The sequence below is a fragment of the Pseudidiomarina xizangensis genome, from assembly GCF_052541995.1.
Map to the genome: position 1 here is coordinate 800,792 of NZ_JBOBQA010000001.1, position 26,042 is coordinate 826,833.

General features: G+C 48.5%; 26 protein-coding genes and 1 other RNA gene. 6 read left to right on the top strand and 21 right to left on the bottom strand.

Features of this window, described 5'->3' with window-relative positions:
* Positions 1-74: 74 nt before the first annotated feature.
* Genes ACQ5ES_RS03885 through ACQ5ES_RS03910 form a run of 6 tightly spaced genes read right to left on the bottom strand, consistent with a single transcriptional unit; the run spans position 75 to position 5,084 of the window.
* Complete coding sequence (locus ACQ5ES_RS03885; RefSeq protein WP_445014640.1) at positions 75-1,373, bottom strand: tetratricopeptide repeat protein; 1,299 nt, start codon at positions 1,371-1,373, stop codon at positions 75-77.
* A 5-nt stretch (positions 1,374-1,378) separates the two neighbouring features.
* Entirely contained in the window at positions 1,379-1,990 is a 612-nt protein-coding gene (locus ACQ5ES_RS03890; protein ID WP_445014641.1) for an energy transducer TonB, read from the bottom strand.
* A 1-nt stretch (position 1,991) separates the two neighbouring features.
* Positions 1,992-2,393, bottom strand: coding sequence for an ExbD/TolR family protein (locus ACQ5ES_RS03895; RefSeq protein WP_445014642.1), 402 nt, complete (start codon positions 2,391-2,393; stop codon positions 1,992-1,994).
* 12 nt (positions 2,394-2,405) lie between these two features.
* Positions 2,406-2,930: a MotA/TolQ/ExbB proton channel family protein gene (locus ACQ5ES_RS03900; RefSeq protein ID WP_445014643.1), complete on the bottom strand. Its 525-nt coding sequence runs from the start codon at positions 2,928-2,930 to the stop codon at positions 2,406-2,408.
* Between the two features lie 4 nt (positions 2,931-2,934).
* A complete protein-coding gene (locus ACQ5ES_RS03905) occupies positions 2,935-4,305 on the bottom strand; it encodes a MotA/TolQ/ExbB proton channel family protein (RefSeq protein ID WP_445014644.1) in 1,371 nt (456 codons plus the stop codon).
* Positions 4,302-5,084, bottom strand: coding sequence for a DUF3450 domain-containing protein (locus ACQ5ES_RS03910; protein ID WP_445014645.1), 783 nt, complete (start codon positions 5,082-5,084; stop codon positions 4,302-4,304). The genes ACQ5ES_RS03905 and ACQ5ES_RS03910 overlap by 4 nt, the downstream gene beginning before the upstream one ends.
* A gap of 451 nt (positions 5,085-5,535) precedes the next feature.
* Between ACQ5ES_RS03910 and priC the strand changes: the two genes are divergently transcribed.
* Positions 5,536-5,829 (top strand): primosomal replication protein PriC, encoded by a 294-nt coding sequence (gene priC / locus ACQ5ES_RS03915; RefSeq protein ID WP_445014646.1) that lies wholly within the window; start codon positions 5,536-5,538, stop codon positions 5,827-5,829.
* Here priC and ACQ5ES_RS03920 read toward each other — a convergent pair.
* The 4 genes from ACQ5ES_RS03920 to ACQ5ES_RS03935 form a co-directional block, all read right to left on the bottom strand.
* Positions 5,803-6,894, bottom strand: coding sequence for a tryptophan 2,3-dioxygenase family protein (locus ACQ5ES_RS03920; protein ID WP_445014647.1), 1,092 nt, complete (start codon positions 6,892-6,894; stop codon positions 5,803-5,805). The two genes, priC and ACQ5ES_RS03920, sit on opposite strands and share 27 nt — an antisense overlap.
* A gap of 139 nt (positions 6,895-7,033) precedes the next feature.
* An RNA gene (ffs, locus tag ACQ5ES_RS03925) (signal recognition particle sRNA small type) lies at positions 7,034-7,130 on the bottom strand.
* Between the two features lie 94 nt (positions 7,131-7,224).
* Positions 7,225-7,971, bottom strand: a complete 747-nt coding sequence (locus ACQ5ES_RS03930) for an enoyl-CoA hydratase (protein ID WP_445014648.1) — start codon at positions 7,969-7,971, stop codon at positions 7,225-7,227.
* Positions 7,964-9,055, bottom strand: a complete 1,092-nt coding sequence (locus tag ACQ5ES_RS03935; protein ID WP_445014649.1) for a ketoacyl-ACP synthase III — start codon at positions 9,053-9,055, stop codon at positions 7,964-7,966. The genes ACQ5ES_RS03930 and ACQ5ES_RS03935 overlap by 8 nt, the downstream gene beginning before the upstream one ends.
* Positions 9,056-9,128: 73 nt before the next feature.
* Between ACQ5ES_RS03935 and ACQ5ES_RS03940 the strand changes: the two genes are divergently transcribed.
* The 4 genes from ACQ5ES_RS03940 to ACQ5ES_RS03955 are packed head-to-tail and all read left to right on the top strand — an operon-like array spanning position 9,129 to position 13,197.
* On the top strand, positions 9,129-10,295 hold the full coding sequence (locus ACQ5ES_RS03940) for a methyltransferase (RefSeq protein WP_445014650.1): 1,167 nt from the start codon (positions 9,129-9,131) through the stop codon (positions 10,293-10,295).
* A gap of 49 nt (positions 10,296-10,344) precedes the next feature.
* Positions 10,345-10,941 (top strand): peptidylprolyl isomerase, encoded by a 597-nt coding sequence (locus ACQ5ES_RS03945; RefSeq protein ID WP_445014651.1) that lies wholly within the window; start codon positions 10,345-10,347, stop codon positions 10,939-10,941.
* Between the two features lie 11 nt (positions 10,942-10,952).
* Positions 10,953-12,311 carry an AmpG family muropeptide MFS transporter gene (locus ACQ5ES_RS03950; RefSeq protein ID WP_445014652.1) on the top strand — a complete coding sequence of 453 codons (1,359 nt, stop codon included), beginning with the start codon at positions 10,953-10,955 and terminating at the stop codon, positions 12,309-12,311.
* Complete coding sequence (locus tag ACQ5ES_RS03955; RefSeq protein WP_445014653.1) at positions 12,301-13,197, top strand: ketopantoate reductase family protein; 897 nt, start codon at positions 12,301-12,303, stop codon at positions 13,195-13,197. The genes ACQ5ES_RS03950 and ACQ5ES_RS03955 overlap by 11 nt, the downstream gene beginning before the upstream one ends.
* Here ACQ5ES_RS03955 and ribBA read toward each other — a convergent pair.
* The 4 genes from ribBA to glyA are packed head-to-tail and all read right to left on the bottom strand — an operon-like array spanning position 13,172 to position 17,155.
* On the bottom strand, positions 13,172-14,296 hold the full coding sequence (gene ribBA, locus ACQ5ES_RS03960) for a bifunctional 3,4-dihydroxy-2-butanone-4-phosphate synthase/GTP cyclohydrolase II (protein WP_445014654.1): 1,125 nt from the start codon (positions 14,294-14,296) through the stop codon (positions 13,172-13,174). The genes ACQ5ES_RS03955 and ribBA overlap by 26 nt on opposite strands.
* Positions 14,293-15,411 (bottom strand): bifunctional diaminohydroxyphosphoribosylaminopyrimidine deaminase/5-amino-6-(5-phosphoribosylamino)uracil reductase RibD, encoded by a 1,119-nt coding sequence (gene ribD, locus ACQ5ES_RS03965; protein ID WP_445014655.1) that lies wholly within the window; start codon positions 15,409-15,411, stop codon positions 14,293-14,295. Before ribD ends, ribBA begins: the two co-directional genes overlap by 4 nt.
* 14 nt (positions 15,412-15,425) lie before the next feature.
* Positions 15,426-15,875, bottom strand: coding sequence for a transcriptional regulator NrdR (gene nrdR, locus ACQ5ES_RS03970; RefSeq protein ID WP_445014656.1), 450 nt, complete (start codon positions 15,873-15,875; stop codon positions 15,426-15,428).
* 23 nt (positions 15,876-15,898) lie between these two features.
* Complete coding sequence (gene glyA / locus ACQ5ES_RS03975) at positions 15,899-17,155, bottom strand: serine hydroxymethyltransferase (protein ID WP_445014657.1); 1,257 nt, start codon at positions 17,153-17,155, stop codon at positions 15,899-15,901.
* Between the two features lie 124 nt (positions 17,156-17,279).
* Here glyA and ettA point away from each other — a divergent pair, with 124 nt between their 5' ends.
* Positions 17,280-18,944: an energy-dependent translational throttle protein EttA gene (gene ettA / locus ACQ5ES_RS03980; protein WP_445014658.1), complete on the top strand. Its 1,665-nt coding sequence runs from the start codon at positions 17,280-17,282 to the stop codon at positions 18,942-18,944.
* A 36-nt stretch (positions 18,945-18,980) separates the two neighbouring features.
* On the opposite strand, the gene ACQ5ES_RS03985 is transcribed toward ettA, so the two are convergent.
* From ACQ5ES_RS03985 to ACQ5ES_RS04015, 7 genes are all read right to left on the bottom strand, one after another.
* Positions 18,981-21,284, bottom strand: coding sequence for an acyl-CoA dehydrogenase (locus ACQ5ES_RS03985; protein WP_445014659.1), 2,304 nt, complete (start codon positions 21,282-21,284; stop codon positions 18,981-18,983).
* Positions 21,285-21,336: 52 nt separating this feature from the next.
* On the bottom strand, positions 21,337-21,972 hold the full coding sequence (gene psrA, locus ACQ5ES_RS03990; RefSeq protein ID WP_445014660.1) for a TetR family transcriptional repressor PsrA: 636 nt from the start codon (positions 21,970-21,972) through the stop codon (positions 21,337-21,339).
* Positions 21,973-22,062: 90 nt separating this feature from the next.
* Positions 22,063-22,911: a 3-deoxy-8-phosphooctulonate synthase gene (gene kdsA / locus ACQ5ES_RS03995; protein ID WP_445015380.1), complete on the bottom strand. Its 849-nt coding sequence runs from the start codon at positions 22,909-22,911 to the stop codon at positions 22,063-22,065.
* 12 nt (positions 22,912-22,923) lie between these two features.
* Positions 22,924-24,171, bottom strand: coding sequence for a DUF819 family protein (locus ACQ5ES_RS04000; RefSeq protein WP_445014661.1), 1,248 nt, complete (start codon positions 24,169-24,171; stop codon positions 22,924-22,926).
* Between the two features lie 46 nt (positions 24,172-24,217).
* Positions 24,218-25,036, bottom strand: a complete 819-nt coding sequence (locus tag ACQ5ES_RS04005; RefSeq protein ID WP_445014662.1) for a tetratricopeptide repeat protein — start codon at positions 25,034-25,036, stop codon at positions 24,218-24,220.
* 12 nt (positions 25,037-25,048) lie between these two features.
* On the bottom strand, positions 25,049-25,426 hold the full coding sequence (locus tag ACQ5ES_RS04010) for a SirB2 family protein (protein WP_445014663.1): 378 nt from the start codon (positions 25,424-25,426) through the stop codon (positions 25,049-25,051).
* Positions 25,423-26,025 (bottom strand): response regulator, encoded by a 603-nt coding sequence (locus ACQ5ES_RS04015; protein ID WP_445014664.1) that lies wholly within the window; start codon positions 26,023-26,025, stop codon positions 25,423-25,425. The genes ACQ5ES_RS04010 and ACQ5ES_RS04015 overlap by 4 nt, the downstream gene beginning before the upstream one ends.
* Positions 26,026-26,042: the final 17 nt, after the last annotated feature.

The window sequence follows — 26,042 nt, forward strand, 5'->3', positions numbered from 1 at the left end:
TATAGCGCATAAGAGCAAAAAAAACCCCGCTATAAGAGCGGGGTTTTACGCGTACTTTACGAACAGCTACACAATTACAGTGAGATACCGCGATTGCTTGCTTTGCTGCGAATGTAAGATTCCCAGCTCCGTGCGTTACGGCGTTGGCCGTCATATTTTTGCGCTTCCTGAACATATTTCAATGCTTCGTTGAAATTGTTCTGATAAAAGTAAGCTTCAGTAAGTGACATGTATACTGGGCCTAGCTCATCGAAGCCTTGGTCAATCGCTTCCAGGTAAGATTGAGCTGCTTCTGTGTATTCTTGCGCTCTTAAATGCGCTGTACCTTTCTTGCGATAGTATTCAGCACGATCTTCACGTTCATCAGCCAGTTTTGCAGCTAAACCATACATCTCAGCAGCTCGACTATATTCACGCGCCATTTCGAAGTTACTTGCGGCACTTTGATAGTTTCGTGCAGTCTTCTCAATGTCACCAGAATTCAAATGATTCACCATCAGACGTGCTGAGTCATAAGAAATGCCGTTATTCGAGTAAAGTTGAATCAACGCTTTAAATTGGTTCTCTTTTTCAAAATAACCTGCTAAGTAAGCGATTTCCAATGTTTGCAGAGCTTTATCAAGCTGCTCTTCCAACATGTAAATCATACCTAATTGGTTCCACCAACTTTTCTCGGCTGGAAAAATTTCCAGACCAGACTCCAGAACCTTGATCGCATCGTTATACATCTTACGTTCGTAATACGATGCAACTTTCAGTACATACGGGTTCTTATTTGGCTTTTCATAATACTGAATTGCCAAGTCAGCCGGTCGAATGACTTTGTCGAACTGCCTCAACTCATAATAAGAGTTGGCAATACGCAAAAACACATCGCCGTTTCCTTCGCCCGTAAACTGTAACCACTTACCGTAATAATTAAGTGCTGAACGATAGTCCTCAAGTTGTAAACTCAAGTCAGCCGCCAATTTAAGCGCTGAAGCTTGGTCTGACCAACCAAGAACATCTGCATCTGCCGCACGATTTACGCGTTTATAAGCGTCTTCGATGCGGTTATCAGCTGCGTAGAGATTACCAAGAAAACGATCGACATAAGCTTGGTCGAAAGCCTCACGAGGTTCTATTGCTTCAAGCTCCACAATAGCTCCCTTGATGTCCTCTTTTTCGCTGTAGAGCTCAAAAGCACTCATGATACGACGTCCAACACGCTCTGAAACCGTTAAGTTACGACGGTTGTCTTTACGTTGTTGAATTTCTTCTGCTGGAGGCAAGTTGTAATTAATGTCTTGCGCATTAGCGACAGGAACACCTGCCGCTAACACACCACACAATACACTCGCGCTAAACAGCATAGTGAGTTTTTTGTGCATCATTGTCATCACTCCTGATCCAGGTTGAAGTCAAGATGGACTGTCTGACCCGGTTGCTCTACTGGCTTACCATCCACCATCTTCGGGTTGTACTTCCAACGCAAGAGTGCACGACGTGCTTCTTGGTCGAAAACCCGGCGAGGGTTAGAGTCGAGAACTTCCACATCTGTAACGCCACCCGTCTTATCGATGGTAAAGCGCAGCAGCACCCAACCTTGAACACCGTCACGCGCGGCTGCAGGAGGATAACGTGGGTTAATTCGTACCACAGGCACGGCTTCGCCATCACGCATCATTGCTCCACTCGCATTGAAGCCAGTGTCGGTACCACCTACGTCTACGTCAAAACCAAGATCGAGATTCATACCATCAGCATCTGAGGTATCAGGCTCATTTGGCGGCGTTTCAGGCGGTTGTGCTGGCGGCGGTGGAGGTGGAGGTGGCGTACGACGACGCTGATCCACATCCGAGTCCGGCGGCGACGTCACAATCTCAATGACTGTTGACGGCGGAGGTGGTGCATTACGCCCGTCGCCCCCGCTGATCAAAAATGCCATGAACGCGAACAGAAGGAACGTAGCTGCAGCACCTAATAGTATTGATACTATAAAGCGCACCATATTAATCGTCCTCTGCGGCTATGGATATCTTGTCAATACCCGCTTCCTTGATTTGATCCATGACTTTAACGACAACACCATGTTTGGATTCTTTGTCCGCCTGAATCACTACAATATCCGTTGGCTGTTCTGCCAATAGACGTTCAATGTTTGCGCCTACGCGCTCAACATCCACCATCCGCTTGTCCATCCACACTTCGCCATTCGCTCGAATCGCGATGAAGATGTTGGCAGAAGGTTTCTTCTGCGCCTGACTAGCTTCCGGCTTGTTTACGTCAATACCAGCTTCTTTTACGAAAGAGGTAGTTACGATGAAGAAGATCAACATGATGAAAACAATGTCGAGCATCGGCGTCATATCGATCGCTGCATCTTCCTCTTCACGAAAACGTTTACGTGCCATAATTCTTCTCTCTTAATGATGTGGCAAACTGTCGACCAATTTGTCTCGTGCACGTTTTACTTTAGACTCAAGACGAGTCGAGAAAAACATGCCAGACAGGGCGGCTACCATGCCAGCCATTGTCGGTATCGTCGCCATGGAGATACCGTCGGCCATCAAACGTGGGTTACCAGTACCCTGGGTCGCCATGGTCTCAAATACGGTAATCATACCGGTTACCGTACCTAAGAGTCCGATCAACGGACACATAGCGATCGTCGTTTTGACCAACAACATACGTGCGTTAAGTTTATCCGATGCCTCAGAAATCCATGCTTCACGGATCTTATGAGCATACCAAGATGTAGTATCCTGCCGAGCTTCCCATTTAGCGATGATGTCCTTTTTCATCTTAGGATAAGCAGTGGTCAGGAACCAGAAGCGCTCAATCATGAGTACCCACATGAGAAAGAGCGCTCCCATGACGAAGTACAAGACATCGCCACCGGTACTCAGAAAATCCCTGATAGATTCCCAAAGCTCCATCAGGTAAAGCATAGGATTACTCCTTCTCCGAGTGCGCGGCTACAATGCCCGCAGCTTGCTCGTCCAGAATGTGAACGATCTTCTTCGCACGACCCGCAACAACTGCGTGGATCAGAATTAATGGTAATGCTGCGATTAGACCCATAGCTGTTGTTACCAACGCCATTGAGATATCGCCTGCCATGATCTTCGGATCACCCGTACCGTACAATGTAATCGATTGGAAAGTACCGATCATACCGATTACCGTACCCAATAGACCAAGCAACGGAGCGATCGCAGCGAAAATCTTGATCATGTTGACGCCAGAATCAATGCTCGGTGTTTCGCGCAAGATTGCTTCGTCAAGTTTTAACTCAAGGTTTTCAACATCGTCTTTCTTGTTGTCATGGTAAACTTTCAAGATACGGCCAAGTGGGTTCTTCTCTGACGGGCTACCAGTATTTTTCAACTGAGCACGGATTTTCGCGCCGATAGCACCCAAAGTAATGATTTTCCAGAGCGCAATCAGGAAGCCAACGATCAAGACCACGGTAATAACATAACCAACCGTGCCACCTTGGTGATATTGCTCTTCAAGGGTTGCCTTCTGCGTTGCCAGGTTCAAAATTTGGCCGCGTGCCGGGTCAACGAAAACACCTTCATAGCCTGACTCAGTATTCATAAATGACTGAGCTGCCGACAGAATGTAGCCTTCTGGCTGACGACCTAACGGCTGAATTTCTTCTGCCTGGTCGTTGTAAACAAAGTACTCACCGCCTGACAACAAGTTGAAGGTACCGATACGGGTAACATCACGTTGCTCAGAGGAGCCGTCCAACAAAGTAACTTCTGACGGGAAGGTCACAACTTTGCCTGACTCTTTCATTTCAATTAACCAAGCTAGCCAAAGTTCTTCAAGCTCTTGGATAGTCGGTACTTTGCGAGCTTCAGCAATACTTTCCAGCACGTCTTCACGGCCTGGGTATTGTGAGCTTACGATTGACGTTGCGATACGACCGATGGTTTCGCTAGCAGCACCACGTGCTACACCAACGATTTCACCAAGTGTACCGAGTTGGTTTTGCAGCTCAGTTTCTTTGTTCGCAAGTGCAATTTCGTTTTCAGAAAATTGTGTTTGCAAACGCTGACCGCGAGCTTGCTCTGCAGCCAGTTGACGTTTTGCTTGGTTCAACAGCGCTTGCTTGTCAGCTCGCTCTGAAGTGAATTCAGCTTCGCGTTGAGCATTAATACGCTGCGACGCAGCACGATTCTCTTTTACCAACTCGAGAAGCTGTTCAAGTGACTTAGCTTCTGTAGCTGTTTGTTCTTGCGCAAATGCAGAGCTTGCGCCAACCGAAAGAGAGAATGCTGTTGCTACCAGCAAGGATTTCACTAGTTTGTTCATTCTGCACGCTCCGCTGCATAAATTGGCAGTTTAAGAAGATCTGGGGCGGTTTGCTTACGCGCCATACGGATAGCTTTCGTTAAGGCACTCAGGTAGGCGTCATCTAAGACTTCCCACTCATTCGTGTCATTATTGAAAATCCAACCGTTCTTCATATCCAACGATTGCGCTAGCAGCGCAGCGCGGCCAAGATGGAAGAAATCAACTGAGATATTTTCGCCGCCGAAGGTCAATTTACCTTCATAAGCAATCAAACCAGAACCGTAATCCATTTCCGCTTGGTAAGCTTCAGTGATTTGACGGAACTGTTCTGAGGTCGTTACGTTTGAGTTCTCCATGATGCTACGGAGACGCTCAACACGTGCGAGACGAGTATCGCGATGAATTGGAATATCAAGCTTAACAAACTGCTCCAAAGCGTCGATCATTTTGTACATCAACGGAACAACACCTTGCTTGGTGTCTTCTACGCTATCAATCTGACGCTGTAGAGAAGCCAGTTGTGCATTCTGATCATCAACCAAACGTTGTACGTGATCGTTGTAAACTTTGAGCTGTTCATACTCGTCTACAATGCCACGATATTCATATAACAGTTCTTGCGACTGTTCGAACAACGAATTGATTTTGTCTTGCGACCGAATATCAGCTTCGTGGATTTTCGCTTCTTCGTTTTGCAACGTAGAAACCGATTGTGCAGCAGCTGTAGCGCTACCTGCGATCGCTAGCGCACCAACTAAGGCCGCGGCGATTTTGCTTTTATTGATTACTTTGGTCATAGTTCCCAACCAATTTGACTTAACCTTCTGCTGACAGCGACATGCCACCAGCTTCCCAGTTATTTGAGTGACGAATAGAGTTTAATCAACACTTGCACCTATTGCCTAAATCTTTCTCAGCAATAATCTACTCAATACTCCCACGATCAGCCAAAGTCTGTCAACCACCGATCATAGATTATTCGCGGGCTAAAGATGCATAAAAATCCAACTACAATCCTTTAACAAGTCAACTAATTAGGCATAATAAGCTTCTTAATTTGAGGTTATAAATGCAATAAAGTTCCCCATCGCATTTCCCTGCTGCTTAACTCAATCTTTATTGACAATAAAGCTCATATGGTGGAATCCAATCTTTTTCTCAGCTATTTAATGGTTCTGCTTTTCTTGCATAAATTATTCCGCTACGCTTCTGTTCCTCATACGCTGTGTTAGTCCAAAGAGTCATGCTATGTCTGATAATTTCCAGCACGCTATCCGTAAACTGCGCGAACAGCTAGCGGGTATGCGCCAGCAAATGCAGCGCATTTCTGTATCAGAAGAAGAGTTTCAAGATTGGTTTGATCAACAATTGTTCAAAGTCACCCATAGCCAACCGAGCGATTATATCGGTGAGGTAGAGGCCAATATTAAACAACTTGAACGCACCACCAACACCGAAAATCAACGTTGGTTAGCGGTACGTATCGAACAACAAATGCTGGCACTGCAGCGAGCGCTACAGTGTTTCCAACGAAAAACCTAGGGCTTTACGCACGTCAGCAGGCAGTTCAGGTAAGGCGCTCTTCGGCAACAAATACGTCGCCATGGCGAAGAAGTCCTTGAATACACGATTTTGCTCTGTACTCTTGCGCAAGTAATCATGACCGGAGCTACCCCCGGTACCGATTTTAGTACCTAGCATGCGCTGCACCATCATCGCGTGTTTATAACGCCAGATGGTTAGCTTCTCATCCATTTCAGCTAATGAGGTAATAACCTGCCAAGCTAAATTAAATGCAGGTTCTTCACGGTATTGAGTAATAAATAGCGCACTCAGCATTGCCCGTTGTGACAGCTTCACCCGCCCTTCTTGCTGTAATGATTGGTAACGATCGTTATCGAATAACGCAGCAAAGTTATCTCGATTTGCCTGAATTCCTTCCAGTTCAGTCGCAAGCTGCTGCGCATCGGCCGCGGTTTCACGAACAATAGTTTCGTCGTGATCCAGCGCTTTGTTAACGGCATTCTGGTACATTTCCCAAAACTTAAAATTCTTAAATTCCAGAAATGGCATCCGCGCGAGCCAGTCATCAACACGGTCAAACAACGTCGGCTGCTGCTCCAATTCTTCAAGGTAGGCACGGTCCTCATCATTCAAACGATTAAAGAATGATTGCTGATCAAAAGCAACGCGAGTTGCCCGAGTCAAACCCAAACGAATTTCTAGTTCTTTGAATTGCACACTTTGAAAGCCAGAGGCGGGCACTAAATAATCACGGAACTCCAAAAACTCCTGCGGCGTCATGGTCTCGATCACGCCCACTTGATCATTCATTAAGTCTTGAATAGTCAGGACTCGACGGAGTCGGTGAGCGACCAGGTATAGCGCTTTGTCATCAAGTTTCGGCGCACTGAAATCACCATGGATGGCACGTAACTCATGCAGCACTTGTTTAAACCACAACTCATACACTTGATGCACAATAATAAACAGCATTTCGTCATGAGCTTCAGCTCCATATCTGGCGCTATGGGGTGCTTGCGCATCGAGCAACTTATCAAGTTTCAGGTAATCGCTGTAGTAAACAGGCTCTATATTCTTAGGCATGTTGAGGGCAACTTCGTTGTTAGTTATTAGCTGTTCGCTATTGGTTTAAACACAATACGACTTTCACTGACGGTCTTCAACTAACATCGACTAGCGAACAGCGAACATCGCTGTTGCATTTTATGAGGAAGGGTGGCGGCCTTACCAGCCACACCCCGGCACCCACATCCCCAGCTACGGCTGCTCCCTTCCGGGCCTGACCGAGTTCACCAGTTCGTGTTGCGGGGGGACCAATAAGACCACCATAACGGGGCGCATTATCCATGATCCAGTCCTGAGTCGCAAGCGCACTCGGCACGGATGAGCAGAGATTAAACGATTTGTCTTGGATTAACCTTTTTTGTGCAGTTTTTGCGCGATAGCTTCACGCGCTCCATCAGCTTGCAGAGCTTTGATAAACACCTGTGCTTCGCGGGAAATACGGTCGGCAACGGCTTCAGTTGGCTGCTTCAATAGATTCTTAGTCGCACGCAAACCACTGATCGATTTACTTGCTAATGTCGCAGCTAGGTCTGCAGTGGCCGCTTCCAGTTGGTCACTGTCCACTACTTTATTAACCAGTCCGTAGCTTAGTGCTGTGGTTGCATCAATGGTATCGCCTAGCAACAACAATTCGGCAGCTCGTAAATGCCCACATAATAAAGGTAACAACTGACTTGAAGCTGCCTCGGGAACTAAGCCCAAATGAATAAAAGGTAGTGCCAGTTTGGCGTTACTACCCGCCAGAACCAAATCACAATGCAGCAAAATGGTGGTGCCGATACCAATAGCCGGTCCATCAACACTCGCAACCACAGGAACACTTAAGCGACTCAAAGTGTATAAAAATTCGAAAGGTGGTGAATCTTCATCAAGACCATCAGCTTGCAGAAAGTCATGCAGATCATTGCCAGCAGTAAAGCAACCGTGGCTACCGCGTAAAACTATAGCGGCAACGGAGCTATCTCGCTCGGCATTCTCTATCGCCGTCGTCAGGTCACAATACATTTGTTGGGTGATGGCGTTTTTCTTTTCCGGACGATTAAAGGTTATCCAGACAATACCGTCTCGGTTTTCCGTGAGAATAAAATCACTCATGTTGACGTTTTTCCCATGCCTCTTTGGTTTTTTCATGCATGGGCAAGATCAAGTCTAACGCACTCTGTCCATCGCTAGGCAGCTCTTCGGTATTCGGACGTATAGGTGTAACGCGCTGGCCCCATTTAATGATTCCAGCACCACAGGTTAAACCACCGCCAAACACTGCCGAGACAATGGTGTCGCCTGGTTTAATAATGCCCTGCTCGACTGCTTCACAGAATGCGATAGGTAGCGTAGCTGACGACGTATTACCGTATTTCTGGATATTAATTACGGTTTTCTCTTCTGGCACTTTGCACATCTTCGCCAGATAATCGATTAAACGCTTGTTGGCCTGATGCGGGATCAGTGAGTCAATGTCGTCGGTAGTAAGCCCTGTTTCCGCGAAAACTTTCTCCACCGCGGTGTTCATACCTTTCACTGCGCGTTTAAAGATTTCCTGGCCGACAAAGTTAAACGGCATAATACCATCAAACCCAAAACGGTCGAAGCTCATGCCGAATTCCAGCGCTAACACGTCGCGCGCGTCAGCATCACAGGTTACATGAGAAGCCAGCAAACCACTTTCGGTTTCACTTGCTTCCAACACCATAGCGCCCGCGCCATCGCCGAATAAAACTGCGCTGTCACGCTGCGTCCAGTCCAGAATTCGGGTCAGTCGCTCCGCTCCGATAATAAGAACTTTCTTGTGCGCGCCAGTACGTATCGCCTGAGTCGCATAATGCATGCCATAAAGGAAGCTACTGCAAGCAGCGTTGAGATCAAAAGCGGCAGCATATTTGGAGCCTAAGTCACGTTGCACCGCAGAAGCGACATTTGGAATAATCTCATCAGGTGTACAGGTTCCGACTAAAATCAGATCTAGGTCTTGCGCATCAATACCTGCCGCAGCCAGCGCATTGCGCCCAGCTATGGTGGCCAGCTTTGAGGTACCGACCGCACTAACGCGGCGCTCTTCGATACCTGTACGGGTGCGGATCCACTCATCCGAGGTATCTAAAAAAGTCGCCAAATCATCATTGGTCATGATTGCTGGCGGTAAACATTTTCCCCAACCGGTAATTTCTGCGTATATTTTCACTGTCTAAAACCTATAGTCACTGCACGTTTTTCGCTATCATAGCACGATTGTTACAAAGAGAAATGTCCGAACAATGGAAAAGTCAAGGCTGAAAAAGTATGGCGCTCACGCAGCGCTAACACTACTTAATACCGCAGCGGGACGGTGGCAATTGCGGCGTTTCCCCACCCGAACCAGTGATCCACTGCAAGCCTGGGATGCTGCGGATGAGTTGTTACATGAAGCTCTGGATACACATGAACGCGTGGGAGGTACGACAGCCAGACCGCTATTGGTGAATGATGCCTTCGGTGCCTTGCTGATGGCGGTGGCGCATCAGCATGTCATCAGCTGCAGTGATTCTTATCTTAGTCATCTTGCACAAAAAGCCAATTTAGAACTTAATCAACTGACCTGTGATCTACAACAAATCGATCCTCTGGCAGAGCTGCCACCAGCAATCGATATCGTCCTGATGAAGCTACCCAAAAGCCATAGTTTACTTGCTTTTCAGCTGGCCCAACTGAGCGCCAATCTGAAACCGGGAACCCCGATTATTATCGCAGCTAAAAGTAAACTTTTCGGCCCTGCGGCTCGCGAGCTCTTTGCCCAGCATTGCGACGCAGTTGAGATTTCTCTGGTGCAAAGAAAGTGTCGCATCTTACGTGCAAAACTCCGTCCGAATGCAGTCACTCAAACAGACTTCATTCAGCAATGGCACGTTCCCGACACCCAGCTTGAGCTAAGCCATCACCCGGGAGTGTTCGGTCGCAATCAACTCGATATCGGTACGAGGCTATTGCTTGAAAATCTTCCTCCCGCAGGCGCACAGCAGGTCATTGATTTAGGTTGTGGCAACGGTGTTCTCGGTCTTGCTTATGCGCGAAGCTCGCCGCAAAGTCAGATTACCTGGGTTGATGAATCCTATTTGGCTGTTGCCTCGTGCCAGCGCAACATTGATTTAAATTTGGGTTCTTCAGCACGCTATCAAGCTCACGTTGATGACTGTCTAAGCCAACACGCAGCAGACTCCGCTGACTTAGTGTTATGCAACCCGCCATTTCATCAAGAACACACCATTACCGAGCATATCGCCCGGCAAATGTTCCACGATGCAAAACGGGTACTGCGTAAAGGCGGTGAAATGCGGGTGGTCGCCAACCGCCATCTACCGTATTATCACCCCTTGAAGCGCTTATTCAGTCGTGTCCATCAGGTCGCATGTAACGCTAAGTTCGTGGTATACAGCTGTCAGGCCTAGCCTCTGAAAACTCGCATAACTCATCATATATTTAACTGAAAGGTGAACTATGAAAAGCTTTGTCCGTCGTCTTTTTATCGGTTTTTTTATTACGCTTTCAACACTAAGCGTGAGCGCTCAAGAGATTCAACCTGATAATCCATTCCCACGGGTAAAGCTCGTCACCTCGCATGGTGAGATTGTGGTCGAGCTCAATCGCCATCGTGCGCCACTGACAGTTAAGAACTTTTTAAAATATGTAGATATAGGCAGCTATGACAACACCATTTTCCATCGAATTGTGCCCGGGTTTGTGGTTCAAGGAGGCGGTTACGACCAGCAGCTAGGCGCTAAAACTGTCGGAGCTAAAATTCCCAACGAATCTGGAAATGGTCTAAAAAACAAGTATGGCACCATCGCAATGGCGCGCGAAAACGATCCGCACACGGCGACACGGCAGTTCTTTTTCAATGTCAAAGACAACCCTTCACTTGATTCGATAGATGACTGGGGTTACGCAGTGTTTGGCGTCATTGCCAGCGGTTACGAGACACTCGATAAACTCGCCGAAGTTGAGTCGCTCCCCTACCATGCGGAAACTGGCTGGCGCGATTTCCCAGCCGAACCGCCGGTGTTGATCAGCGCTGAAGTTCTTCCGCAACCATAAGGCTCTTAGACATGCCCCAAACGGAATCGACACTACCTTGGTATAAAGACTTTCGTGTTTATCTAGAACCGCGGGTATGGGTTATCTTCCTGTTTGGTTTAATGAGCGGGTTCCCCTGGGTGCTGATTGGCTCCATGCTCTCAGCCTGGCTGCAAGAATCGGGTGTCTCGCGCAGCGATATCGGCCTGTTCGGTATGGTGTTTGTGGCGTACTCGGTGAATGCCTTGTGGTCACCTTTTGTTGATCGGGTCAAGCTGCCCTTACTTAACGGTTGGCTGGGACAACGCCGCAGTTGGTTAGCGTTTTGCTTGCTGGTGCTGATTGGTTCTACTTTAGCTTTGAGCAGTCTAAATCTGGCTGAACACGCGTTTTGGATCGCTGTTGGAGCCTTACTGATTGCGATTGCTTCAGCAACACAAGATATTGCCATCGATGCGTTTCGTATCGAAACCTTTGGTCAGCACGAAAGTAATCTGCAATCGGCGGGTGCCGCTATGGCCACCGCAGGTTGGTGGACTGGCTACAGTGGCTTGGGTGCCTTACCTTTCTTCTTGGTCGACGGTACCCAGTGGGACTGGCAAGCCGCGTACAAAGTCATGGCGGTGGTGCTGGCGGTGCAGCTGCTGGTGGTGCTGTGCGTTCGTGAATCAAAACGCTATCGCGCCGAAATAAAATCTTTCACACGTTGGCAAGACTGGTTCCGTACCACACTATATGACCCGGTGTCAGAGTTCTTCAACCGCGCCGGCTGGAAACTTGCGGTAGCAATATTGAGCTTCATTTTCTTGTTTAAGATTGGTGAAGCTTTTCTGGGTCGCATGAGTATCGTATTTTACAAAGAAGTCGGCTTTACCAATGACGACATTGCGATTTACTCGAAAATGGTCACCTGGTGGGTCACCATTGTCTTTGCCATCATCGGCAGTATGGTGAATGTTCGCCTCGGGACCATGCGCGGCTTGCTGATTGGTGGTATTGCCATGGCTGCAAGTAACCTGATGTTTGCCTGGATTGCCGTTGTCGGTCCTGACACTAATTTGTTACTTGCCGCAGTGATTATCGATGGTTTTACCGGTGCCTGGTCAACGGTCGCTTTTGTCGCATTTATCAGTTTGCTCTGCAATCGCGCCTTTACCGCAACTCAGTATGCACTGCTCGCTTCCTTGGGTAATTTAGGCCGAACATTGCTCTCTTCCTACAGCGGTTTTGTGGTGGATTGGCTGAATGGTGACTGGTCATTGTTTTTTATTCTCACCGCCGTCATGGTGACTCCAGGCCTGTTGCTCTTGATCCTTTTGCGCAAAGCGTTACATCGAATTCAGGCGCCGACTGCCGATGGCAGTACCGAGCAGGTGAGCCATGACAGATAAACGTCCGTGGTTGGTGATTGGGCAAGGTGCGATCGGCAGTTTGATGGCGGTCAAATTGGCCGCTATTGACGTGCCAGTGCAACTCAAACTGCGCTCTGAAAACGACGTCATTGACGACGAACAGCTGATCCGATTAGGTTCCCAAAGCCTCCGGCTGGCCACAGTGGATAAATTAACCACGCCAAGCTGGATTTTTGCCGCGGTCAAAGCTTACCAAGTCGCGCCTCTTATCCGAGAATTACGTACCTCAAAGGCTTACGAAGCGTCGACCTTAATCGTCAGTTACAACGGCATGTTACGCGATGAGACCACCCTGATGCGTGGTTCAGACCTGCATTGGGTCACCACCCACGGCGCTTATCGGGATGCCGATAAAATTGTTCACGCCGGACACGGGCAAAGCTGGTTAGGACCTCAGCAATCGGGCCAAAACGCGCCGCACGAGGTGATGGAGCAATTAGCACGAGCATTACCACCACTGACTTGGGAAGATGATATCGCACGGCGTCGCTGGCAAAAGCTCGCGGTAAATTGCTTAATTAACCCTTTCACTGTGTTACACAAATGCAGAAATGGAGAAATTTTGCAGCACGTTACGCCAGAACTATGGCGTCAGGTCGCATATGAAATACAAGTATTGGCGCAGTATCATGGTATCGAATTAGCTGTTGCCACTCTGCTGCAACAAGCTGAACACGTCGTACAAGCGACGGCCAACAATCGTTCGTCGATGCTGCAGGACTATTCACAGCGACGCCCTACCGAAATTGATTATTTGAATGGTTTTATCGCCTCCGCGAGTGCGGAGGCGGGACTCTCTGCTCCTGCCAATCAGCAACTTTGGCAGCAAGTAGCAGCACTTACTGGTGATCTGGGTCCTCGATAAAATCGATAACCTCTAAGCCAAAACCAGATAGCGCCGAATAGCGTTTCGGTGAGCTCATTAGATGCATTTGATGCACGCCGAGGTCGGCAAGAATCTGTGAGCCAATACCAACATTTCGAGAGGCATTCGATGCCGCCGCACTCGGTTTTTTCTCACCACGATCTTCGGCGGCAAAGCTTTTCACTTGCGCCAAAATGTCATCGGTCGTTTGTACGCGACCAATAACAACTAATACACCACCCTTCTCACCAATAAACTCCATAGCATGACCCAACGGCCAACTGCGCTGACTCGCGCGGTCGGTAGAAAACAGATCATGAAAAGTATCCTGCAAATGCACCCGAACGTTGACCGGTTGCTGTTCATTGATTTCGCCATTCACCAGCGCATAGTGAACTTGTTTATCGATGGTGTCTTGATAGGTGATCAAGTCAAAATCACCAAACCGCGTTGGCAAGCGACACTGTGCCTTGCGCTCCACGGTTTTCTCAGTGAGTGACCGGTATTCAATTAAATCCGCTATGGTACCGACTTTTAAATCATGTTCGGCCGCAAATTTTTCGAGATCTGGCCGACGGGCCATAGTGCCGTCTTCGTTTAACACTTCGACAATCACCGCAGCAGGTTCGAATCCGGCTAGCCGCGCCAAATCACAACCTGCTTCAGTGTGTCCGGCACGATTTAATACACCACCGGTTTTTGCCTTTAACGGAAAGATGTGACCCGGCATGACTAAATCGCTAGGCTTGGCATCGTCAGCGACTGCAGCTTGCACTGTACGAGCACGATCTGCGGCTGATATCCCCGTCGTCACCCCTTCAGCAGCTTCAATCGAGACGGTAAAGTTAGTCGCGTACGGCGCATTGTTTTGATTGACCATCAATGGCAAGCGCAGTTGCTCGCAACGTTCTTCCGTGAGCGTCAAGCAAATCAAGCCGCGGCCAAATCGTGCCATAAAATTGACTGCGGCAGGAGTAACGCATTCAGCGGCAATAATCAGATCACCTTCATTCTCCCGATCTTCATCATCCATCAGGATGACCATCTTACCTTGGCGAATGTCTTCAATAATTTCAGCTGCACTGTTTAGCGTCGTCACGATTGTACTTCTCCTCTGTCGGCACCACCGCAGGTATACCGCGGTCGTGCACAAATTTTTAAATCATCACCCAGTTGAGTGAAACTTTCATAACGCAATTCTGGTGCTTGCTCCAACTCCTGAAACTCGGGTAGCTGCAGCACTCCCCGGCTGGTATCACCGAGTAACTTTGGTGCTACATAAACAATCCACTCGTCGACCAGCTCGGCGGCGACCAACGCACCAGCAAGTTCAGCGCCACACTCGGTCCAAATATCGTTAATGTCGAGCTCTGCTAATTTACTGAACAAGGCGCGCAGCGGCAAACGCCCCCCGCTCGCTGGTAAAACTAGGGTGCTAACGTGTTCTGGCCAGTTGCTGTCGACAGTATCCTCGCCATCAATAACCCGCAGTACGGGGCTTGAAATAGCAAAAAAGTCATGTTCGGGAGGTAGTTGCTGTTGCCGATCGAGAACCACCCGCAACGGTTGTCGCTCCGCTTGCGGGTGCCGTGCCGTCATGCGTGCCTGGTCCATGATTACCGTACGTGCACTGGTAAGGATCGCTCCACACTGCGCTCGATAGGCATGCACATCACGGCGCGCTTCAGCTCCGGTGATCCATTGACTATGACCATTGGCAAGAGCGGTACGACCGTCGAGACTCATGGCCATTTTCAGACGTAACCAAGGCCGTTGTCGCTCCATACGCGAAATAAAACCACGATTAAGCTTACGCGCTGCTTGCTCCAGTACACCTACACTTACCTCAAGCCCTGCAGCACGTAATCGTGCGATACCCTCACCAGCAACCAATGGGTTAGGATCTTGCATCGCAATCACCACATGGCTGATGCCCGCCGCGATAAGAGCATCAGCACAAGGTGGAGTACGACCGTGGTGGCTACAAGGTTCGAGGGTTACATAAGCAATCGCCCCCTGCGCTAGCTTGCCGGCCTCACGCAAGGCGTAAACTTCAGCATGGGGTTCGCCCGTACGTTCGTGCCACCCTTGTCCGACGATTTTTTCGTCGCGAACAATGACACACCCCACAAGCGGATTAGGAGCTACCGAAAAGGCACCACGCTGGGCCAGTTCCAGAGCTTGTTGCATGTACTGCGCATCGAGCTGCCGCATGCCAAAGCCTCTGCTTAATCGTTTAAGCGAGCGATTTCTTCACCGAACTCGCGAATATCATCGAAGGCGCGATACACCGACGCAAAGCGAATATAGGCCACTTTGTCGATCGCTTTTAGATTTTCCATAACCAAGCCACCGATGACCTGGCTGGTAATTTCCCGCTCGCCAGTTGCACGTAACCCAGACTTCACGTTTTGAATCGCCTGCTCCATGGCCTCGAGGCTTACTGGACGTTTTTCAAGTGCGCGCAACAAACCATTACGTAACTTGTCTTCGTTAAACGGCTCGCGTGAGCCATCAGATTTAATCACGCGCGGCATGATCAGTTCTGCGGTTTCAAAAGTGGTGTAGCGCTCTTTACATTCACTACACTCGCGCCGGCGGCGCACGGATGCACCATCCGCCACCAGTCGTGAATCAATCACTTTAGTATCTTGGGTGCCGCAGAACGGACAATGCATAACTTTTCCTTTTTGCTTTGTACTTAGCCGTAAACCGGAAAACGTTTACACAACGCTTTTACCTGTTCGCGGACTTCAGCAATCTTATCTTCGTTGCTGATATCGTCTAACACATCACAGATCCAATGGCCTACCTGTTCAGCTTCGGCCTGTTTAAAGCCACGCCGGGTAATTGCCGGAGTACCTAAGCGCAAACCTGAGGTGACAAAAGGCGAACGCGGATCATTCGGTACCGAGTTCTTGTTCACCGTAATGAACGCATTACCTAGCGCCGCATCGGCATCTTTGCCGGTGATGTCTTTGTCAATCAGGTCCACCAGGAACAAATGGTTTTGGGTACCACCAGAAACAATTTTGTAGCCGCGCTGCTGCAATACTTTGACCATGGCGTTCGCGTTGGTCAGAACTTGCTGCTGATAGGCTTTGAACTCAGGTTCCATCGCTTCTTTAAAGGCCACAGCCTTAGCTGCAATCACGTGGCACAAAGGGCCACCCTGACTACCCGGGAATACGCCACTGTTAAGTTTCTTGTGCAACGTTTCATCGTCTTTGCCCGACAAAATTAAGCCACTCCGCGGACCCGCCAGGGTTTTGTGGGTGGTTGTGGTCACGACATCAGCATGTGGTATTGGATTAGGGTAGAGACCTGCCGCAACAAGACCTGCTACGTGGGCCATATCGACCAACAAGTAGGCACCAACTTCATCGGCGATTTCACGGAATTTTGACCAGTCAATAATGCCTGAATAGGCTGAGAAACCTGCCAGGATCATTTTCGGCTTGTGCTCATGAGCCAGCGCGCGAACTTCGGCATAATCAATTTCACCAGTGCTTTCATCTAAGCCATACTGAATCGCGTTGTAGAGTTTACCTGAGAAATTAACGCTAGACCCGTGGGTTAAATGACCACCATGGGCCAGACTCATGCCCAGTACCGTATCGCCGGCTTGCAGTAACGCCAAAAATACCGCCGAGTTGGCTTGTGAACCGGCATGTGGTTGTACGTTTGCATACTTAGCACCAAACAGTTGCTTGGCGCGTTCAATGGCTAAGTCTTCAACCATGTCGACATATTCACAACCGCCATAATAGCGTTTGTGCGGATAACCTTCCGCATACTTGTTAGTCAACTGTGAACCCTGTGCTTGCAGCACCCGTGGACTGGTATAGTTTTCTGAGGCAATTAGCTCAATATGTTCCTCTTGGCGCTTAACCTCGCCAGTCATTGCTTGCCAAAGATCAGCATCATAATCGGCAATGTTCATGTCATTTTTTAACATCGGGGCTCCTGACTTCAAACGGGACATCATTTGCGCCGTAGTTTACCAATATACTTGGGTTCACGCCAACTTAAGGGTTAAAATAGCAGCCTTATTCAAGTCGAACGAAGGAATTGTTGCTGCTATGGCACAGTATATCTACTCAATGTCGCGGGTGAGCAAAGTTGTCCCGCCGAAAAAGACCATTTTAAAAGACATTTCGTTGTCGTTTTTCCCGGGCGCTAAAATCGGCGTTCTAGGTCTAAACGGTGCGGGTAAATCCACTCTCTTACGCATTATGGCAGGCGTTGATAAAGAATTTGAAGGTGAAGCACGGCCATTGGCAGGTATCGACATCGGTTATTTGCCGCAAGAGCCTCAACTCGATGAATCCAAAACCGTTCGGGAAACAGTTGAAGAAGCCGTTGCCGAAGTTAAAAACGCTTTAACCGAGTTGGATGAGGTTTATGCTGCTTATGCCGACGAAAACGCCGACTTTGATGCCTTAGCAAAACGCCAGGGAGAGCTGGAAGCCATCATTCAGGCAAAAGATGGCCACAACCTCGAAAATATCCTCGAGCGGGCAGCAGACTCTCTACGTCTCCCTCCATGGGATAGCAAAATTGGAGTTTTATCCGGTGGTGAACGGCGCCGTGTCGCTATTTGTCGCTTGCTATTGAGCAAGCCAGACATGCTATTGCTCGACGAACCGACCAACCATTTGGATGCCGAATCCGTGGCCTGGCTCGAAACCTTCCTGCATGAATACGACGGCACCGTAGTCGCCATTACCCACGATCGTTACTTCCTTGATAACGTTGCGGGTTGGATCCTGGAACTTGACCGCGGTTACGGTATTCCTTGGGAAGGTAACTACTCTTCTTGGTTGGAACAAAAAGAAAAACGCCTTGAGCAAGAAGAGAAAAGCGAAAAAGCAAGACAGCGTAGCATTAAGCAAGAACTCGAATGGGTTCGACAAAATCCCAAAGGTCGTCAGGCTAAAAGCAAAGCGCGTATGTCACGCTTCGAAGAGCTGCAAAGCGGCGATTATCAGAAACGTAACGAAACCAACGAGCTATTTATTCCACCTGGCCCACGGCTGGGCGATAAAGTACTCGACGTCGAACATCTGAAAAAGTCTTACGACGACCGTGTGTTAATTGATGACCTAAGCTTTAGCGTACCTAAGGGTGCGATTGTCGGTATTATCGGTCCGAACGGTGCAGGTAAATCCACCCTCTTCCACATGATCACCGGCAAGGAACAGCCAGATTCAGGCACCGTCGAACTGGGTGAAACCGTGCAACTTGCCAGTGTTGATCAGTTCCGTGACAACATGGACGACAAAAATACTGTGTGGCAGGAAATTTCTGAAGGACAGGATATTTTGCGGATTGGCAACTTTGAGATCAACAGTCGGGCTTATGTTGGCCGATTCAATTTCCGCGGGAATGATCAGCAAAAGCGTATCGGTGAACTGTCGGGTGGTGAGCGTAACCGCGTGCATTTGGCGGCGCTGCTAAAAGCTGGCGGCAACCTGTTGTTGCTCGATGAGCCAACGAATGATCTTGACGTAGAAACCCTGCGCGCGCTGGAAGAAGCCTTACTCGAATTCCCCGGCTCAGCAATGGTAATTTCGCACGACCGTTGGTTCCTGGATCGGGTCGCAACGCACATCCTTGATTACCGCGACGAGGGCCAGATTAATTTCTACGAAGGTAACTACACGGATTACGAAGCTTACATGAAGCAAAGCCTCGGTGAGCAAGCGATGCAACCGCACCGCATGCGTTATAAACCAATTGGCTAAACCGTGAAGTACGAAAAGTACGCTAAGAACGTTCGCCTATTTGGCGAACGTTCTCTGCTTTAATGTTCCGGGAGCAAATTGATCCACTGCAATGGCCGCAATACGAAGCTTTTCAACTTTCTTCATACTCTTCGCTTCATCAGCACTTAGTAAGTCAGCTTTGCGCGCCACTTTTATCAATTCGTCTCCAGCCAAATCGGGTGGTATCTCACCGCGTTTTTCAGCTTTTTGTAAACGCTTATAAATCGCCTCATGGGCTTTCATAGCTGTAAATGCTAATTCCATATGTCCCGTCATATCATTCGGATCATCTTTCCAATAACACAGGAAGGTATGACGATCACGGGTTACTCCGGGCTCCATCATGCTGTCCGCAATAGCTTGCATAACTTGATCTTGTGGTGCTTGATAGCGAATGCCGAATGGGAAGGTAGCAACCCGCAAGCTCCAGGCAATTATCCGATTCGGGAAGTTAGCGAAAAAGCCGTTGAACGCCTCACCAATAGCATGCAGATGATGTTGCAGCGCATACTCTACATAGACTAAATCGCCCTTTTGCCGACCATCATCTTCGTAGCGTTTCAACACTGCTGATGCCATATACAAGTGACTTAATACATCGCCGAGCCTTGCAGAAAGCATCTCCTTGCGTTTCAAATCGCCACCCAAAACCAGCATCGCGACATCGGCTGTTAACGCCAAAGCCCGGCTCATACGCGTGAGCTGTTGGTAATAACGTGCAGTAGGTCCGCTGATCGGGCTGGCATTAAAGCGAGCTCCTGTCAGTCCCATCCAGAAACTGCCGAACAAATTACTGGCTGCAAAACCAATGTGTTTTAATAGCAGTTCATCAAACTCGCGTAATCCTTGTTCCTCGTCAGGATTCGCTGCCGCATCCATTTCTTTCAGTACGTACGGATGGCATCGTGTCGCGCCCTGGCCAAAGATCATCAGGTTGCGGGTAAGAATATTGGCGCCCTCAACGGTAATTGAAACCGGTGTAGCCATATAACCATGGCCGAGGTAATTCTTCGGACCCAACTGTATGCCTTTTCCTGCGTGCACATCCATCGCCGCTTCAATCACCTGCCGACCCATCTCGGTCATGTGGTACTTGGTCATAGCGGTAATCACCGACGGACTCTTACCTTCGCATAAAGCTGCAACCGTCAAACGACGCATCGACTCGATCGTGTAGTTGGTACCACCGATACGTCCCATCGCCTCTTGTACGCCCTCAAACTTACCAATTGGCAGACCAAACTGCTGACGTACGTAAGCGTACGCACCGGTCATTCGTTGCGCCATATGGCCAGTTGCTGTGGCTAATGCCGGCAGTGAAATACCGCGACCGGCTGACAAGCATTCCATCAACATGCGCCAGCCTTTACCGGCGTAGTCCTGACCGCCAATAATCCACTCTAAGGGAATAAAGACATCTTTACCGTAAGTGGTACCGTTCATAAAGGCTTGGTTAAGTGGTAAGTGCCGTTCGCCGGTCTCAACACCGGCATGATCTGTAGGGATTAGAGCACAGGTGATACCGATATCTTTGGTATCGCCAATCAAACCATCAGGATCATAAAGTTTAAATGCTAAACCAAGCACTGTGGCAACGGGTGCCAGAGTAATGTAGCGTTTATCCCAATTGAGGCGAATACCTACCACTTCCTTACCTTCGTGTTCACCTTTACAAATGATCCCAGTGTCAGGTATGGCACCCGCGTCAGAACCTGCTTCCGGCGCTGTTAGCGCAAAACAGGGAATATCGGTGCCATCAGCTAAACGCGGTAACCAATAGTTCTTTTGTTCTGCGGTACCATAATGCGTCAATAACTCACCCGGACCGAGTGAGTTTGGCACCATAACCGAAACTGCAGCACTTATTGAACGGGTGGCAATACGTGAAACAATGTGCGAATTTGCTGCGGGAGAAAACTCCAGACCACCAAATTCTTTACCAATGATCATGGCAAAGAATTTTTCTTTACGTATGTAATTCCATACTTTCTTCGGCATATCGCAATCTTGTTGCACGATTTTGAAGTCATCAAGCATGGCCAACAAGGTTTCCAACTGATTGTCGATGAACGCCTGTTCTTCTTCCGTAAATTGCGGAGGTTTGGCTTGGTGGAACTTATGCCAGTCTGGACGCCCACTAAACAGCTCCGCGTCCCACCACACATCACCGGCGGTCATTGCTTCGCGTTCGGTGTTCGAAAGTGGCGGCAAAACCCGTTTGAAAAATGCAAACATGGGGCGACTGATCAAACTTCTGCGGATCTCTTTAACCGCAAATAGCAGCACGACGGCTACGACTAACAGAATTAAAATTTCCATAACCTACCCTTATAGCTGTGTTTGGTACTGATGTTCGGTACAAATGTGAATGCTATTCAGCGATAGTGGCATCGACACCACCTGCTAAAAACGGTATTAATCGATCAATCACTTGATCTGCGGCAACGGCTTCACCAAAATCTGCGGCGGCAATCTCACGCAGCGCAGGCCCTGAAACTTGAGCAAATACCGTTGCGCCTAACACAAAGTGTAGACGCCAAAACATGTCGACGGGACTTATTTGAGGGTTTGCTTGATGCAAGGTATCCAGCAATAAAGCCATAACATCGCCAAATTGTTCCATGGTGTAACGCCGCAAGTGACCTTGAATTTCGGCGTAAGCGAATCCCAATAAACTCAGGAATAGGGTTGGACCATGTTTACGGACGTGTCGTAATTCAGCCAGCGGCGAGCGAAAGCAATCAAACACGTCACGGGTGTTGAAACTGCCGCGTTGCGCCAGCGCTTCAAGCTCTACCCGCAAGGCCGGCATGAAAACTTCAAGGTAACGCGCCATGACCGCCTGAATAAGTGCTTTTTTCGAGCCGAAATGATAATTAACCGAGGCCAGGTTAACGTTCGCCTCAGTGGTAATTTGACGTAAGGAGGTTTGCTCGAAGCCCTGCTCTGCGAACAGAGCTTCCGCAGCATTTAGAATTTTTTCTTGGGTTGGGACGCGTTTAGCCATCTTCAGCACCGTTTGGAACATCCATTTTAAACATGCGTTTTAATTTATAACATGTTCACGGTCGGTGCAAGGACAGCTCATATGAATACTCTAATTACTTGCGGTATCCAATGGCTTAAAGCTTTTAACTAGCTCATCTACCGCTTGCATTTGCTGCAAGTACGGTTCGAGTTTACTAAGCGGCAACGCACAAGGACCATCACACTTAGCGTGCTCTGGATCCGGATGGGCTTCGATGAACAACCCCGCTAAACCCAGGGCTAAACCTGAGCGCGCCAGCACTGCGGCTTGCGCACGGCGCCCATCAGCTGAATCAGCACGACCGCCCGGGCGTTGCAAGGCGTGAGTTGCATCAAACATCACCGGCGCCATTTGTCGCATTTCGTCCATGCCGAGCATGTCGACAACCAGGTTGTTATAGCCAAACGAACTGCCACGCTCACAAAGAATAATCTTACGATTATCTGCTTCAGCAAATTTTTTAAGTATGTGCCGCATCTCGTGAGGCGCCAAAAACTGTGGTTTTTTCACATTGATCACTGCCCCGGTTTCGGCCAGCGCCACCACCAGGTCGGTCTGCCGTGCCAGGAATGCAGGAAGTTGCAATATATCGGCCACTTCAGCGACTGGCTTGGCTTGCTGCGGCTCGTGCACATCGGTGATTATCGGTACGTTGAACGTGCGCTTGATTTCAGCAAAAATCTCCAAGCCTTTATCAAGCCCTGGACCCCGATAAGAGTGAATCGATGAACGATTAGCTTTATCAAACGACGCCTTAAACACAAACGGAATGCCTAAACGTTGCGTTACCTCAACATAATGCTCAGCAACCTGCATCGCCAAGTCACGCGACTCGAGTACATTCATGCCGCCGAACAATACGAACGGCAAGTGGTTGCCCACTTGCACGTTGCCGACTTCGATAGTTTGCGTGTTAATCACAACTTTTCCTTAACCGGTAGCGATAACGCGAAGGATCTGGCCACAAATATAAGCCATGTAGGTACCAAGCGCATAACCTAATACCGCAAGTAGAACACCCACTGGAGCCAACGACGGATGGAATGCTGAGGCCACGATAGGCGCGGAAGCAGCACCACCAACGTTGGCCTGACTTCCCACCGCCATATAAAACACCGGCGCTTTTAATAAGCGTGCTACCAGCAACATCATCCCAGCATGGATCAACATCCAGATTGCGCCAATAAGGAAGTATTTAGGCACCTCAACAATCGCACTGACGTCCATGTGCAGACCAATGGTTGCAACCAGAATATAGACAAACAGCGAGCCAATTTTGGAAGCGCCAACCCCTTCAAGTTTGCGCACTGGCGTAAACGACAGCGCAACACCTAAGGTTGTAGCGATGACGATCAACCAAAAGAATTTTTTATCTAAACTGAAATCTGCCAGCGCGGGAACATTCTCCGCAATATAGGGTGCGATCAGATCTGCACCCAAATGACCTAGCCCGGCGATACCGAAACCGACCGCCAAAATGTAGATCAGATCAGGTAGTTTAGCTTCCCGACGATGTTCAGCTTCGTAGGTCTCAATGCGCTGTTTTATGCCTTCGATAGCACTAGTGTCTGCACCAATGCGTTCATCTATTTTCTTACTGTTGGCAGCCATGTACAACAAAACAGCCATCCACAGGTTAGCAATAATGATATCTACGGTCACCATTGACGAGAAAATCTCGCCGCCAACCTCGTAGACTTCTTTCATTGCCGCTTGGTTTGCACCACCACCAATCCAGCTGCCGGCAATGGTGGTCATACCGCGCCAAACTGCGTCTGGACCACCACCGAGCATTTCCGGAAAAACAAGTGATACTAAGAGCAGCGCAATCGGCCCACCAATCACAATACCGACGGTACCAGTAAGAAATAGAATCACTAACTTTGGCCCTAGTCGCGCTATAGCTTTTAAATCAAGACTTAAGGTGAGTAGTACCAAACAGGTCGGTAATAAGTAATCCATCACCAATGGATAAATACCGGTACTCGCACCATCGACAATACCAAAGGTATTTAATAGCGACGGTACGAAGTAGCAGAGTAACAGGACCGGTACCCACTGATAGAATTTCTTCCAGAATGAATGGCCACTCTGATGGGTATAAAAAATGGCACCTAAGATTACGGCCAAAAGACCAAAAATAATGCCATCATTGGTAATTAAAGGAGTTGCTTCCACGACTACCTCGTTATTCTTATTTTAGTGGATATTTAGACGCACGACGTTAATGAATGACCGTCTGTGGCGTGGTCCAGTTTTCAAGTTGTAAGCGCAATAGTTGAGCGCTGGGATCATCTGGGCATTGTTCGACAAAATACTGGTAGTCGTCAACCGCGACATGATTACAATCTAGTTCTTCCAGTATGTATCCCCGATCCCGAATCTCATAAGGATCATCAGGTAATACTGCAAGCAACATGTGCACTGTGGTCAATGCGTCGGCAAACCGCCGATCGGCAATCAACGCATGCTTTAGCTCTGATAAATAACGCACGACCACGGTCTTCTGGTCGGCAGCTTCCAGCATTTCCCAGCTAAAGTCCTCTTCCTCGTCGTCTTCGTCGGTAGCGTCTTCAAATCGCTCCTGTACCTGTTGATCCAATAATAATTCACCATTACTCGGGTCAACAAAATAACTGCACTGTTCGTGGTCAAAACGTAACAGCGGGTAACCTGGAAAGTCGATAAGCTCCAGCACCAGGCCGTGATACGACGCAGCTTCTTGCAGTAATAAAGCCAGAGTGAGAGGCTCACCGGTGCGCAGCCGAATGGCCCGATCAAGCAAAACTCGCTTGCTGGTAAGCATCGCCTCTGGCGCTTTACTAAACGCTAACTGGAAATAGAACTGCTTGCAAAGTTCACGTAACCGTTCACTCCCCTCTTTGTCAGCTAGCGCTGAATTGTCTTTTAGACCATTTAGCTGCTGATAAAAGGAACTGACATAATGATCACTGTCAGTATTAAACACACGGCTCACCTCCCACAAAATTTCAATGGTCGGAAGAAGTTCATGATCAACGTGTTCAAGGTACGAAAACTGCATACAATCCTATTTTTAACCGATAAGAGCTTGTTTCGAAAATGCGACGTGAAACAAGAAACCAATCCAACCCAAGGCCACGATAAAACCACCGTAACGCAGTGCTGGTGTCGTTGCTTTCATCGCCACTAAAGCGAAACCTATATAACCAAATAAGCCCAATAATTTGTTACCTAACCATGCGGTTTGCCATGGCCATTGCTGCCAATGCAGCAACATGCCGACGATGGTCAGCAACAGTAACGTATCAATAATATGTGGGACAATTTTGACCCATTTTTGTTGCGCAACCTTGGCATCAATAGATCGCCAAAAAAAACGCAACACGAATAATACCACACTTAATACTACAAAAGTGACGTGGAGATGTTTCAAAGCTTCAAATGGAATCACGTGTCGTCCTCTTCTTGTTGTTGTTGTTGGACCGCTTGCCAAGCTTGCGGATAGTTGTGTTTTAACAAATCATTAATCTGTTCTAAGCGTCGTTGCAAGACGTTTCGTTGTCGCTCGACGCGAATGATGTCGCGATAAGAACGTAACGCCGACATCACGCTGGTAAAAAGTTTTTGCGAAGTAAGCTCGGTTTTAGCTTTGTAGTCATTAATATCGTAATTCATTACCACCGCACGCTCAGGTGCCTGGCCCGGTTGCCCGGTACGTAAAATAATACGCGTGGTGCGATTTTCGCGGTCACGCCGTATATAGTTAGCGACCTGTAATCCCGCATCGTCGGTTTCCATCACCACATCCAGCAGCACGATTGCTAAATCTGCATGCTGATCAATCTGTTGTTTCGCTTGTGCTAGGGAGTGCGCACTAATAAATTCTAAACCAGCACCTTCAAAGAGTACGTCCATTAGTGCCAACCGAGTCACTGCGTGTACTTCTTTCTCATCATCAACGATCAGCAATTTCCATTTATCTTTGTTGCCCGATGATTCAGCTTTCGCAGGTTCTCGCGGATCATTCGCAAAAATAAAATCATTCGACATGGTAAACTGAGCTCCTT